The following is a 12,256-nucleotide window of genomic DNA, read 5'->3' as shown; positions in this document are numbered from 1 at the left end:
TAATCATGTGCCTTGCCCTGCCCGCCCTGGTTACCGAACTGCTGCCCGACGACAATGCGCGGGTGGAACTGGGCGGCGTCGCCAAGACGGTATCGCTGGCCCTGGTCAGCGACGTGAAGCCCGGCGACTACGTCATCGTCCATGTGGGCTACGCCCTGTCGGTGATCGACCCGGAGGAGGCGGCGCGCACCCTGGAGCTGTTCCGCGAGATGGGTGAGCTGGCCCCGGAGGCGCTCGCTTGAAGTACATCGACGAGTTCCGCGACGGCGAGGTGGCCCAAAGCATCGCGAGCGCCATCAGGGCCGAGGCCGATCCCGGTTCCACCTACCACATCATGGAGTTCTGCGGCGGCCACACCCATGCCATCTCGCGTTATGGGCTGGAAGACCTGCTGCCCGCCAACGTGCGGATGATCCACGGGCCGGGCTGCCCGGTCTGCGTCCTTCCGGTCGGGCGCATCGACGCCGCCATCTGGCTGGCCAAGCAGCCGGGCGTCACCCTCGTCACCTATGGCGACATGCTGCGCGTGCCGGGCTCGAAGCGCCTGTCGCTCTTGAAGGCCAAGGCCGAGGGTGCCGACGTGCGCATGGTCTACTCCACCCTGGACGCCATCAAGCTGGCAAGCGCCAACCCGGACCGTCAGGTGGTGTTCTTCGCCATCGGCTTCGAGACCACCACGCCGCCCACCGCCGTGGCCATCAAGCAGGCCCAGGCCCTGGACCTCAAGAACTTCAGCGTGTTCTGCAACCACGTGCTGACACCATCGGCCATCACCCAGATTCTCGACAGCCCGGAAGTGCGCGAGCTGGGCACGGTGAGGCTTGACGCCTTCATCGGTCCGGCCCACGTGTCGACCATCATCGGCTCGCGCCCCTACGAGTATTTCGCCGAGGAATACCAGCGCCCGGTGGTCATCGCCGGGTTCGAGCCGCTGGATGTCATGCAGGCGGTGCGCATGCTGGTGCGCCAGATCAACGACGGCCGCTTCGAGGTGGAGAACGAATTCGCCCGCGCCGTGACGCGCGACGGCAACGAGAAGGCCAAGGCCCTGGTGGCCGATATGTTCGAGCTGCGCCGCGTCTTCGAATGGCGGGGCCTGGGCTTGGTGCCCTATTCGGCGCTCCGCCTCAAGGAACCCTATGCCGCCTGGGACGCCGAACGCCGCTGGGACGTGCCCCAGGACAGCCCGCCCGACAACAAGGCGTGCGAATGCGGCGCCATCCTGCGGGGGGTGAAAAAGCCCACCGACTGCAAGCTGTTCGGCACCGTATGCACGCCGGAGAACCCCATGGGCTCGTGCATGGTCTCGGCCGAGGGCGCCTGCGCCGCCCATTGGACCTATGGAAGGTTCCGGGATTTGGAGAGAACCGATGCCTGAAATCAGCCGGTTCCTGGGCATGATCATCGCCATGTATTACGACGACCACGCCCCGCCCCACTTTCACGTCCGCTACGGCGACCGCGAGGCGGTGATCCGCATCAATGATCTGGCCTGTATTCAAGGCAACCTGCCGCCCAAAGCCATGGGCCTCGTGATAGAATGGGCCGCGGCTCACAAGGACGAGTTGGAGAAGGATTGGGCCTTGGCCCGCCAGGATCTGCCGCTCAACAAGATCGCACCTCTGGAGTAGGTCATGCACAGGGATGTTGTCCAAGTCACCACGGTGGACGGCTTCAAACTCCGTCTGCGTTTCGAGGATGGCACCGAAGGCGAGGTGGACTGCTCCACCCTGCTCTCCTTCAAAGGCATTTTCGCCCCCCTGAAGGACCCCGCAGAATTCGCCAGGGTGCGGGTCAATCCCGAATTAGGGACCATCTGCTGGCCCAACGGGGCCGACATTTGTCCCGACGTCCTCTATTCCCGCGCCACGGGCGCCCCCCTTCCCGGACAGCATTGAATGACCCTGCCCCGCCGTGCCCATCCCCGCCCGCTGGACATCCAGAACGGCCGCGTCGACCTCACCCATGGCGGCGGCGGCCGCGCCATGGCGCAGCTGGTCGAGGAACTGTTCGTCGCCGCCTTCGACAACGAGGCGCTGAACCAGCGCAATGATCAGGCCGCTTTCGACGTCCCCCATGAACTGCTTGGGGGCGGCCGCATGGTGATGACCACCGACGGCTATGTCATCAGCCCACTGTTCTTTCCCGGCGGCGATATCGGCTCGCTGTCCGTCCACGGCACCGTCAACGACGTGGCCATGGCCGGGGCCAGGCCCCTGTCCCTGTCGGCGGGCTTCATCATCGAGGAGGGCTTTCCCCTTTCCGATCTGAAGCGCATCGTTCTCTCCATGGCGAAAGCCAGCAAGGATGCCGGCGTGCCGGTGGTGACCGGCGATACCAAGGTGGTGGAAAAGGGCAAGGGCGACGGCATCTTCATCACCACGGCGGGCATCGGCATGGTGCCGGCCGGTGTGGAGATTTCCGGCGACAAGGCGCGGCCCGGTGACGCCATCCTGGTATCGGGCACCATGGGCGACCACGGCGTGGCGGTGATGAGCCAGCGGGAATCCTTAGGCTTCGAGACCGAGATCCTGTCGGATTCGGCGGCATTGCATACAATGGTCGCAGAGATGGTGTCGGCGGTGCCCGGCATCCGCGTGCTGCGCGACCCGACACGGGGCGGCCTCGCCGCCACCTTGAACGAGATCGCCAGCCAATCGGGCGTCGGCATGCTGATGGAGGAAGCCCTGGTCCCGGTCAAGCCGCAGGTGCTGGGCGCCTGCGAACTGCTGGGCCTCGACCCCCTTTATGTCGCCAACGAGGGCAAGCTGATCTGCATCTGCGCCGAAGCCGACGCGCCCCGCCTGCTGGCGATCATGCGCGCCCATCCGCTGGGCCGTGACGCGGCGCGCATCGGGGCATGTCGCGAGGATTCCCACCACTTCGTCCAGATGAAGACCCGCATGGGCGGCAACCGGGTGGTGGACTGGCTGGCCGGCGAGCAATTGCCGAGGATTTGCTAGCGATGGCGTGCCATCGCCTTGCGGCCAAGGGCCGGCGCGCCTTATGGCGCGGGAGCCAAGCCCACGGAGGTGGGCGCCCGGCGCTTGAGGGACTGACAAAATGAAAATCCTCCTCCTTGCCCATTCCTTCAACTCCCTGACCCAGCGCCTGTGGGTGGAACTGGGCGAACTGGGCCACGAGGTCACCTGCGAATTCGACGTCAACGACGCCGTCACCATCCAGGCGGTGGAGATGGCGCGGCCCGACGTGATCGTCGCCCCCTTCCTGAAGCGCGCCATCCCCGACGCGGTGTGGAGGAACCACCTGTGTCTGGTAGTCCATCCCGGCCCGCCCGGCGACCGGGGACCGGCGGCGCTCGACTGGGCCATCCTGGAAGGCCACGCGGAATGGGGCGTCACCGTGCTGCAGGCCGAATCCGGCATGGACGAAGGCCCGGTGTGGGCCAGCCGCACCTTTGCCCTGCGCCACGCCACCAAGTCCAGCCTCTACCGCAACGAAGTGGCCGACGGGGCGGTCGACGCGGTGCTCGACGCCCTCGCCCGCCTCTCCGACGGACCGGTCGGTCGCCCCACTTTGGCGCCCTTCAAGCCGGCGGTGAAACAGGCGGAACGGGCCATCGACTGGGCCAGGGACGACACGGCCACCGTGCTGCGCAAAATCCGCTCGGCCGACGGTACGCCGGGCCTGCTGGACAGCATGCTCGACCGGTCGGTCTATCTTTATGACGCCCATGCGGCGGCGGGGCTTTCGGGCAAGCCGGGCGAGCTGATCGCCCGCTCGGGCCATGCGGTGGCGCGCGCCACCACGGACGGCGCGGTATGGATCGGCCATCTGCGGGCCAAGGAACCCCACGCGCTGAAGCTGCCGGCGCTGGACGTTCTGGGGTCCCAGGATCACCTGCCGGACCTCCCCGGCTATCACGACATCTGGTACGACGAGCGCCACGGGGTGGGATACCTGCACTTCCCCTTCGTCAACGGCGCCATGAGCACCGACCAGTGCCGGCGGCTGAAGGATGCCTTCGCCAAGGCGGCAAGCCGGCCCACCAAGGTGATCGTGCTGATGGGCGGTCCGGATTTCTGGTCCAACGGCATCCATCTGTGCACCATCGAAAGCGCCCAGAGCCCGGCCGAAGAATCCTGGGCCAACATCAACGCCATGAACGATCTGTGCCGCGAGATCATCACCTGCGGCAGCCACTTCACCATCGCCGCCATGCAGGGCAATGCCGGGGCGGGCGGCGTGTTCATGGCGCTGGCCGCCGATCTGGTGGCGGCGCGGGACGCCGTGGTGCTCAATCCCCATTACAAAGGCATGGGCAACCTCTACGGCTCGGAATACTGGACCTACCTGCTGCCCCGGCGCTGCGGCGCCGAGCGCGCGCGCCAAGTGGTCGAGGCCCGCCTGCCCATGGGCACCAGCGAGGCGGAGCGCCTGGGGCTGGTCGATTGCCGCTTCGGGCGCGGTGTGCCCGAGTTCCGCCGGCTGGTGGAGGAAATGGCCGAAGCCTTGGCCGCCGACCCGGCCCTGGAGGAGCGTCTGGTCGCCAAGCGCCTGTCGCGCGCCGCCGACGAGGCGGAAAAGCCGCTGGACCAGTACCGCGCCGAGGAACTGGAGCACATGAAGCTGAACTTCTACGGCTTCGATCCCAGCTACCACGTGGCCCGCTACAACTTCATCCACAAGGTGCCGAAGTCGCGAACCCCGCTCTATCTGGCGCGGCATCGGCGGAAGGGTTAGCCCTTCCGGGCCTGCGCCGGCTTGAAATGGGTGTCCACGCCCTCCACCTCGGCCTTGAGCACGTCGCGCACCAGTTCGGGATCGCAGCCCATCAGGACGGCGTCTTCCAGCAATTCCAGGGCCAGGGTGCGGAACTCGGCCAGATTCTCTTCCAGCACCTTGAGCTTCTCGACGCACGCCACCGGCGAGCCGTCGGGAGCCAGCCATTTGGGAGCCTGTTTCGCAATCATCGTTTGCCGTCTTTCCTTCGGACCCTCGGTTCCTGAGCGGGACAGGACACCACCATGGCCGTTATCATGGGGGCCGGGGCCGCCGGTATCAATAGAAGCCTCCAGGGGAAAAATATGAAAATCGTCGTCGTCGGGGCAGGTCCGGCCGGATTGATGGCCGCCGAGATCATGGCTGCGCGCGGATTGGCGGTCGAGGTGTTCGACGCCATGCCGTCGCCGGGACGCAAATTCCTGCTGGCCGGCAAGGGCGGGCTCAACCTCACCCATTCCGAGCCGCTGGAGCGTTTCACCGGCCGCTATGGTGCCGCCGCCGCCTTCATGGCGCCGCTGCTGGCCGAGTTCGGCCCCGCACAGTTGCGCGCCTGGGCGGAAGGACTGGGGATCGAGACGTTCATCGGTTCGTCGGGCCGGGTGTTCCCTGCCGAGATGAAGGCGGCGCCGCTGCTGCGCGCCTGGATTCGCCGGTTGCGCTCCCTGGGCGTGCTCCTCCACACCCGCCGCCGCTGGCTGGGTTGGGACGCCCAAGGCCGCTTGCGCTTCGCCGGGCCGGAGGGCGAGGAAACGGTCGAGGCCAGGGCCTGTATCCTGGCCCTGGGCGGTGCCTCGTGGCCCAATCTCGGCTCGGACGGCGGCTGGGCACCCATCCTGACGGAAACGGGTGTGGAGATCACCCCGCTGCGCCCGGCCAATTGCGGCTTCGACCTGGACTGGAGCGCCAGCTTCGCCGAACGCTTCGCCGGTGGCCGCACCGGCACGGTGGAGTTGTCCTACGCCGGCACCAGACGGCGCGGCGAGATCACCGTCACCACCAACGGTATCGAGGGCGGGGCCGTCTACGGCCTGTCGGCGGAACTGCGCGACGGCCTTGCCGCCGCGGGCGAGGCAACGCTGCTGGTCGACCTGATGCCCGATTGGAGCCCCGAGCGGGTGGCGGCGGCCCTGGCGCGGCCGCGCGGCTCGCGCTCGCTGTCCACCTTCCTGAAGAAGGCCCTGCCCCTCAATCCCATGGCGCTGGCCCTGCTGCGCGAAGCAACCGCCGAAACGAACCCCGCCATCCTGGCCCGGACCATCAAGGCCCTGCCCCTGCGACCGCTGCGCCCCCGCCCCGTGGCCGAGGCCATCTCCACCGCCGGCGGCGTCGCCCTGGCGGAACTGGACGAAAATCTGATGCTCAAACGCCGGCCGGGAACCTTCGTGGCCGGCGAGATGCTGGACTGGGAAGCCCCCACCGGCGGCTACCTGCTGACCGGCTGTTTCACCACCGGGTATCGGGCGGGATTGGGGGCGGCGAAGCTCTGTAACTCTGTGTAACAAATCCGCCGATTTTGCTTCTGCCTTGTATCATGGCTGAGGTAGGGTGAGGCCGATCCTGTAGGGGACTCCTTATCATACGTCGTCAGCAGCGCAATTGATGGGCCTGTCGCTAGACATTGCCAAATCGGAACGCAAGCTTGTCATCGGGGTGAAGGCCCTGTTGACCTTGTCGTTCTGCCTTTATGCCCTGACCTGGGTCTGCCTTCCGCTGGCGGTCAATACCACTCTTAATCGCGATACCATCCAGATCGTCTACTGGGGGCTGGAGTGGCAGCCGGGCTTCTTCAAGCACCCGCCGCTGATCAGCTGGATGACCGAGATCGCCTTTGCGCTGTTCGGCGCCTCGGATGCCGTCGTCTACGGCCTGAGCGTCATGGTGATGACGGGCTCGTTCGCCTGCATCTACCTGCTGGCCCGCCGCTACGAGCCCCCCATGACCGCCGCCCTGGCGGTGGTGGCTTTGCCGGTTCTGGGCTACTACAGCTATATCGTCCCCCACTTCAATCACAACATCATCCTCAACCTGCCCTGGTGCGCCGCCATCCTGCTGGCCCATCTGGCCATCGAGGAGCGGCGGAACTGGGCTTGGCCGCTGCTGGGAATCGCGCTCGGCGCGGGGATTTTGGCCAAGTACACCATCCTGATCCTGCCGCTGCTGCTGCTGATCCATGTGGTGGTGACGCCGGGCCACCGCTGGGTGCTGCGCTCACCGGGGGCCTGGGGGGCGGTGGGGCTGTGCCTGCTGGTGGCCGGACCGCATATCCACTGGGTCCTGACCCATAATCTGGGGCCGCTGCGCTATCTGTCCAGCGGCGCGGGGCTGAGCGACGAGAGCTTCCTCGACCGTCACCTGATCAACCCCGCCGTGGCCCTGCTGACCATGGCCGGCATGTGCGGCTCGCTGATGATCGCCCTGGTGGGCGGACTGGGACTGCCGAGACTGCAGAGAAGGAGACTGTGCAGCCGGGACCGCTTCCTGCTGCTGATGAGCCTCGGCCCCGCGGTGATCGTGGTGATCCTGTCGGCCGTCACCGGCGGCGGATTGCGGGTGGAATGGGCCTCGTCATTCTTCCTGCCCCTTCCGCTGCTGCTGCTGCATCTGTTCTATCCTTCTCCCACCCCATGGCGGATCAACCGGCTGCTGGCCTGGACCAGCGGCCTGACGGTGGCCATGGCGGTCACCTATGTGCTGATCTTCACCGGCATCATCGCCGACATGGACGAAGGCAAGTGGTCGCGTTTCCCCGCCAAACCGCTGGCCGCCGCCGCCGCCGCCGGCTGGAGTCAGGTCTGCGACGGCCCGGTACCGGTGATCATCGGCGAAGCCTGGTTGGGCGGGACCGCCTCGTACCGGCTGCACGAGCGTCCCCGCGTCTACAGCGAAGCAGACCCCAAGATGGCGCCTTGGCTGTCCGACGAGGATATCCGCCGCACCGGCGCCCTGGTCCTGTGGGATCAGGCGCTGGATGGGCGCTATCGCGACATCGACCACCAGGACGCCCCCAGGCCGGGCGAGCCCCTGGACTGGTTCCCGGGCATCCCGGCACTGGAGCAGCGCTTCGGCCCGGTGATCGTCCTGCCCGACGTGACGCTGGATTATTCCGGCCCCGTCCACCAGGAGCCGGTGCGCCTGGGGCGGGCGGTGATTCCGCCGTCGCATCCCTGCCGTTAGACCTATTGCCATCTGGAATCCGGACGGCCGAATCCCCAGATTGGAAGCAGTTCCGCAATGGGGAGAGGCCACCATGCCCACCTGGGACCACGAGGATTGCGATCCGGCCATGGAGGCCGAGCACACCCGCCTTTACCGCGTGATGAACCGGCTGCAGCCGGTCATCACCGACAGCCACAGCGAAGCCAAGGTGGCGCGCGCCATCCACATGCTGCAAGAGCGCATGGCCGACCACTTTCATGTGGAAGAGGAATTGTTCATCACCGCCGACTGGGCGTCGCGCCAGGTGATGATCCGCGATCACCACGACCTGCTGGGCATGCTGGCCGCCCTGGCGGAAATCCCGCCCGACGACGGCGAAGCGCGGCGGAAACTGTTCACCGCCTTCCTGGAAGCGCTGGCGCGCCACGACAATGACGTGGACGCGCCGCTCTTCTCACGGAAACACTAGGTCGGTACCGGTCAGCCCTCGACGGGCTCGGCCGGCATGACGATGTCGGGCTGCTCGCCCTCGCCCGGCACCGGCGCCTGGGGCTGGGCCTGAACCTGACGGGCCTGGGGCTCGCCGCCGTTCTCGTCCTCGCCTTCGCCCTCGCCGCCCATGCTCTGGTCCTCGGCGGGGGTGGGCATCTGCTGGCGCGGGCGGCCGTTGTTCTGGTTCTGGGCGTTGATCACCCGGAAATAGTGCTCGGCGTGCTGGTAGTAATTCTCGGCGGCGACGCGGTCGCCCTGGGACGAGGCATCGCGGGCCAGCGACAGGTACTTCTCCAGCACCTGATGGGCATTGCCGCGAATACGGCCCTCGGGGCCGTTGCTGTCGAACACCTGATTGCGGTTGGGAATGCCACCGCCACCACCGCCGCCACCACCACCGCCGCCGTGCTTCTTGCCGCCACCGCCGCCGTTGGGTCCCCGTCCACGGGAACGCTGCTTGGGATTCAAAGAGGTCCTGCCTTCATGGTTCACGAGTGTGCTCTCCGTTAGAGGCCTCCCCGCCGACATCTCTGCACGGCCTATCCGCGTCCGATCTCGGGGCGGCGATGGGGGAGTACACGGCGCTGAACCGAGGGCGGAGCGAAAGGGCTCGACGCGATCCCCCGGTTCGAAATGGCGCGCGTGGGGCAACACTAGTCGCGAGCGGCCGGTATTCCAACAATTATTTTACGCGCTGCACAATGACACAGCGTTCGATGCCGCCCAGGTCGCGCCGCGTGGTGGCACCGGGCAATCCGGCCGCCGCCAGCAAGGCGGAAACCTCGGCGGCCTGTCCGGCTCCCACCTCCAGGGCGGCGACACCGCCGGAGGCCAGCAGGCGGGCCATATGGGGGATCAGGCGGCGATAGCACTCCAGCCCGTCGGGGCCGCCGGCCAGGGCGGAACGCGGCTCGTAGCGGGCCACCTCGGGCTCCAGGCCGTCGATATCGCCGTCGGGAATATAAGGAGGATTGGAGACGACGACGTCGAACGCCCCCTCGAGCCCATTGCCCCAGTCGCCCAGGCGGAACTCGGCGCGCGACGCCAGCCCCAGCACCCCGGCATTGCGCCCCGCCACCGCCAGGGCGGCCTGGCTGGCGTCGATGCCCAGGCCGGTGGAATGGCCCAGTTCCGACAGCAGGGTCAGCAGGATACACCCCGTTCCGGTGCCGAAATCCAGCAGGCGCCGGGGCCGGCCCCGGTCGTCCAGCGCGGCCAGCACCGCCTCGATCAGGGCCTCGGTGTCGGGGCGCGGGTCGAGCGTATCGGCGGTCACCTGGAACTCCAGGGTCCAGAAACCCCGCCGCCCGAGGATATGGGACATGGGCTCGCGGACCAGCCGGCGGTCCAGCATGGCCGCCAGCCGTGCCGCCTCGTCGCCGTTCAGTTCGGCATGGTGGGAGGACGGCAGGCGCCGCATCTCGACCCCCAGAACCTCGGCCACCATCAGGCGGGCGTCGTAATGGGCGGTATCGATCCCCACCCCGGTCAGCCGGGCGGCCGCCGCGTTGATGGCCTGACCGGCGGTGGTCATTATTCCATCTCGGCCAGACGCTCGGCCTGATCGGCGGCGACCAGGGCCTCGACCAGTTCGTCCAGGGACTCGCCCGACATCACCGCGTCGATCTTGTAGAGCGTCATGTTGATGCGGTGATCGGTGACGCGGCCCTGGGGGAAGTTATAGGTGCGGATGCGTTCAGAACGGTCCCCCGACCCCACCTGGCTCTTGCGGGCGGCGGCGCGCTCGGCGTCCTTGGCCGAGCGTTCACGCTCGTACAGACGGGCCCGCAGCAGCTTCAAGGCGGTGGCCTTGTTCTTGTGCTGGCTCTTTTCCTGCTGGCAGGCCACGGCGAGGCCGGTGGGAATATGGGTGACGCGCACCGCCGAATCGGTGGTGTTGACCGACTGGCCGCCCGAGCCCTGCGAGCGGTAGACATCGAAGCGCAGGTCGGAATCGTTGAGCTGGATATCCACCTCCTCCGCCTCGGGCATGATGGCCACGGTGGCGGCCGAGGTGTGGATGCGGCCTTGGGATTCGGTGGCCGGCACCCGCTGCACCCGGTGGACGCCGGATTCGAACTTGAGGCGGGCGAAGACGTTGCGCCCCGTGATGGTGGCGCTGGCCTCCTTGACCCCGCCGATGCCGGTGTCGTTGACGTCCATCACCTCGAAACGCCAGCCGTGCACGGAGGCATAGCGCTCGTACATGCGGAACAGTTCGGCGGCGAACAGCGCCGCCTCCTCGCCGCCGGTCCCGGCGCGCACTTCCAGGATGGCGTTCTTTTCGTCGGCCTCGTCCTTGGGCAGCAGCATGATCTGCACCTCGCGCTCCAGGGCGGGCAGCCGCTCCTTCAGCGCGTAGAACTCCTCCTCGGCCAGATCCTTCATGTCGGGATCGTTCATCATCTCGGCGGCCTGGACCATGTCTTCCCGGGCCTTGCGGAAGGCGAGGACGGCGGTGACCACCGGGTCCAGTTCGGCCAGTTCCTTGGACAGGCGCTGGAAGGACTGGGAATCCATCCCCTCGCCCGAGGACAACTGCGCCCGGACCTCGTCGTGGCGATACAGCACCTTGTCGAATTGCGGTTCGAGATTCATGGGGTCCTACTCATCCAGGCGGAACAGAATCCGCAGCGTCTTTTCCATGGCGCGCCACTCGGCACCTTCGGAAGCGATATTCTTCATGGCCTCGCTGGGGGCATGCAAAAGGCGGTTGACCAGCAGCCTGGTGGCTTCGGCGGCGTCGTTGCCGGCTTCGGCCAGCACCTGCTCGCGGGTTTCGTCGAAGCGGGTGCGAAGGGCGACGATGGCCGGCACGGCGGCCCGCGCCGCGCGGCCCTTGAGAAAGGCCTGGGCCTCGGCCTCGACGATGTTCCGGGCGGCCCGGGCGGCGGCCTCGCGGGTGGCGCGGCCTTCCAGCGCCACCTTCTCCAGATCGGCCAGATCGTAGAGAAAGGCGCCATCCACCCTGTTCACCGCCGGCTCGATGTCGCCGGGAATGCCGGCATCGACCAGGAAGACCGGCTTCCTCCGGCGCTTTCGCAGCGCGTTGGTCACCATGTCCGAGGTCACCGAGACGGTCCGCGCCCCGACGCAGGTCAGTACCACGTCGAACGAGGCCAGGGACTCCCGCAGATCCTCGAAGGCCAGCACGTGGCCCTCCAGCGATTTGGCCACCGCCTCGGCGCGGGCGGTGCGCGGCGCGGTGACCGAGATGTCCTTCAACCCGGCGGCCAGCAGGCTTTCCGCCACCAGTTCGCCCATCTCGCCGGTGCCGACCAGCAGGGCGCGCAGGCCCCCCATCTCGCCGTGCAGGTCGCGGGCGGTCTGGACGGCGGCCGCGGCGATACTGACCGGCCCCTCGCCGATGGAGGTCTCGCTGCGCACCCGCTTGGCGACCGCGAAGGCGGCCTGAAGGAAATGATCCAGCTCGCCGCCGCAACACCCGGCATCGCGGGCCAGCCGGTGGGCGGCCTTGACCTGCCCGGTGACGTGCGGCTCGCCGATCACCAGGGAATCCAGCGAGGCGGTGACGGTAAAGCCGTGGCGCACGGCATCGCCGCCCGACAGGGTGTAGAGATGGGGAGCAAGGGTGGACGCCTCCAACCCCGCCCTGACGGCCAGGGCCTCGCCCACCAGCCGGGCGGCGTGGTCCGGGTCCACGTCCTCGGCCCAGATCTCGACGCGATCGCAGGTGGCCAGCACCAGGCCCTCGGCCAGACCGGCCCGCTTCAGCCCATCAAGAAAGGCGGGGGCGGCGGCATCGTCCACGAACAGCGCATCGCGCAAGGACAGGGAAGCCGACCGATGGTTGGCTCCGACGACGACCAGACGATGCGAGGACCCACTCACCCCCGAAACC

14 protein-coding genes are annotated in these 12,256 nt (G+C 67.6%); 9 read left to right on the top strand and 5 right to left on the bottom strand.

Annotated features, from left to right (window positions below):
- Positions 1-5 precede the first annotated feature (5 nt).
- The 6 genes from CP958_RS04050 (at position 6) to CP958_RS04025 (ending at position 4,704) form a co-directional block, all read left to right on the top strand.
- Positions 6-242 (top strand): HypC/HybG/HupF family hydrogenase formation chaperone, encoded by a 237-nt coding sequence (locus CP958_RS04050; protein ID WP_096700717.1) that lies wholly within the window; start codon positions 6-8, stop codon positions 240-242.
- Positions 239-1,378 carry a hydrogenase formation protein HypD gene (gene hypD, locus CP958_RS04045; protein ID WP_096700716.1) on the top strand — a complete coding sequence of 380 codons (1,140 nt, stop codon included), beginning with the start codon at positions 239-241 and terminating at the stop codon, positions 1,376-1,378. Before CP958_RS04050 ends, hypD begins: the two co-directional genes overlap by 4 nt.
- Positions 1,371-1,631, top strand: a complete 261-nt coding sequence (locus tag CP958_RS04040; protein ID WP_096700715.1) for a DUF4160 domain-containing protein — start codon at positions 1,371-1,373, stop codon at positions 1,629-1,631. Before hypD ends, CP958_RS04040 begins: the two co-directional genes overlap by 8 nt.
- Positions 1,632-1,634: 3 nt before the next feature.
- A complete protein-coding gene (locus CP958_RS04035; RefSeq protein WP_096700714.1) occupies positions 1,635-1,898 on the top strand; it encodes a DUF2442 domain-containing protein in 264 nt (87 codons plus the stop codon).
- Positions 1,899-2,963, top strand: a complete 1,065-nt coding sequence (gene hypE / locus CP958_RS04030) for a hydrogenase expression/formation protein HypE (protein WP_096700713.1) — start codon at positions 1,899-1,901, stop codon at positions 2,961-2,963.
- Between the two features lie 100 nt (positions 2,964-3,063).
- Positions 3,064-4,704, top strand: coding sequence for a hydrogenase maturation protein (locus CP958_RS04025; RefSeq protein ID WP_096700712.1), 1,641 nt, complete (start codon positions 3,064-3,066; stop codon positions 4,702-4,704).
- Here the strand turns inward: CP958_RS04025 and CP958_RS04020 are convergent.
- Positions 4,701-4,934 (bottom strand): hypothetical protein, encoded by a 234-nt coding sequence (locus tag CP958_RS04020; RefSeq protein ID WP_096700711.1) that lies wholly within the window; start codon positions 4,932-4,934, stop codon positions 4,701-4,703. The two genes, CP958_RS04025 and CP958_RS04020, sit on opposite strands and share 4 nt — an antisense overlap.
- 114 nt (positions 4,935-5,048) lie before the next feature.
- Here CP958_RS04020 and CP958_RS04015 point away from each other — a divergent pair, with 114 nt between their 5' ends.
- The 3 genes from CP958_RS04015 (at position 5,049) to CP958_RS04005 (ending at position 8,371) form a co-directional block, all read left to right on the top strand.
- A complete protein-coding gene (locus tag CP958_RS04015; protein ID WP_096700710.1) occupies positions 5,049-6,245 on the top strand; it encodes a TIGR03862 family flavoprotein in 1,197 nt (398 codons plus the stop codon).
- Positions 6,246-6,345: 100 nt separating this feature from the next.
- Positions 6,346-7,920 carry a glycosyltransferase family 39 protein gene (locus tag CP958_RS04010; protein WP_096700709.1) on the top strand — a complete coding sequence of 525 codons (1,575 nt, stop codon included), beginning with the start codon at positions 6,346-6,348 and terminating at the stop codon, positions 7,918-7,920.
- A 73-nt stretch (positions 7,921-7,993) separates the two neighbouring features.
- Positions 7,994-8,371 (top strand): hemerythrin domain-containing protein, encoded by a 378-nt coding sequence (locus CP958_RS04005; RefSeq protein ID WP_096700708.1) that lies wholly within the window; start codon positions 7,994-7,996, stop codon positions 8,369-8,371.
- Positions 8,372-8,382: 11 nt separating this feature from the next.
- On the opposite strand, the gene CP958_RS04000 is transcribed toward CP958_RS04005, so the two are convergent.
- The 4 genes from CP958_RS04000 to hemA form a co-directional block, all read right to left on the bottom strand.
- Positions 8,383-8,862 carry a DUF4167 domain-containing protein gene (locus CP958_RS04000; RefSeq protein WP_096700707.1) on the bottom strand — a complete coding sequence of 160 codons (480 nt, stop codon included), beginning with the start codon at positions 8,860-8,862 and terminating at the stop codon, positions 8,383-8,385.
- A 214-nt stretch (positions 8,863-9,076) separates the two neighbouring features.
- Positions 9,077-9,928 (bottom strand): peptide chain release factor N(5)-glutamine methyltransferase, encoded by an 852-nt coding sequence (gene prmC / locus CP958_RS03995; protein ID WP_096700706.1) that lies wholly within the window; start codon positions 9,926-9,928, stop codon positions 9,077-9,079.
- Positions 9,928-10,992: a peptide chain release factor 1 gene (gene prfA, locus CP958_RS03990; RefSeq protein WP_096700705.1), complete on the bottom strand. Its 1,065-nt coding sequence runs from the start codon at positions 10,990-10,992 to the stop codon at positions 9,928-9,930. The genes prmC and prfA overlap by 1 nt, the downstream gene beginning before the upstream one ends.
- A 6-nt stretch (positions 10,993-10,998) precedes the next feature.
- Entirely contained in the window at positions 10,999-12,246 is a 1,248-nt protein-coding gene (gene hemA / locus CP958_RS03985; protein ID WP_096700704.1) for a glutamyl-tRNA reductase, read from the bottom strand.
- Positions 12,247-12,256: the final 10 nt, after the last annotated feature.

It is taken from the genome of Magnetospirillum sp. 15-1, assembly GCF_900184795.1.
Taxonomy (GTDB): Bacteria; Pseudomonadota; Alphaproteobacteria; order Rhodospirillales; family Magnetospirillaceae; genus Phaeospirillum.
The sequence above is the reverse complement of the archived record's forward strand: the minus strand, read 5'-3'. Positions and strand labels throughout refer to the sequence as shown.

Coding starts and splice junctions, on each gene's coding strand:
- CP958_RS04050 (WP_096700717.1), top strand. CDS start 6: ATGTGCCTTGCCCTGCCCGCCCTGGTTACCGAACTGCTGCCCGACGAC.
- CP958_RS04040 (WP_096700715.1), top strand. CDS start 1,371: ATGCCTGAAATCAGCCGGTTCCTGGGCATGATCATCGCCATGTATTAC.
- CP958_RS04035 (WP_096700714.1), top strand. CDS start 1,635: ATGCACAGGGATGTTGTCCAAGTCACCACGGTGGACGGCTTCAAACTC.
- hypE (WP_096700713.1), top strand. CDS start 1,899: ATGACCCTGCCCCGCCGTGCCCATCCCCGCCCGCTGGACATCCAGAAC.
- CP958_RS04025 (WP_096700712.1), top strand. CDS start 3,064: ATGAAAATCCTCCTCCTTGCCCATTCCTTCAACTCCCTGACCCAGCGC.
- CP958_RS04020 (WP_096700711.1), bottom strand. CDS start 4,934: ATGATTGCGAAACAGGCTCCCAAATGGCTGGCTCCCGACGGCTCGCCG.
- CP958_RS04015 (WP_096700710.1), top strand. CDS start 5,049: ATGAAAATCGTCGTCGTCGGGGCAGGTCCGGCCGGATTGATGGCCGCC.
- CP958_RS04010 (WP_096700709.1), top strand. CDS start 6,346: ATGGGCCTGTCGCTAGACATTGCCAAATCGGAACGCAAGCTTGTCATC.
- CP958_RS04005 (WP_096700708.1), top strand. CDS start 7,994: ATGCCCACCTGGGACCACGAGGATTGCGATCCGGCCATGGAGGCCGAG.
- prmC (WP_096700706.1), bottom strand. CDS start 9,928: ATGACCACCGCCGGTCAGGCCATCAACGCGGCGGCCGCCCGGCTGACC.
- prfA (WP_096700705.1), bottom strand. CDS start 10,992: ATGAATCTCGAACCGCAATTCGACAAGGTGCTGTATCGCCACGACGAG.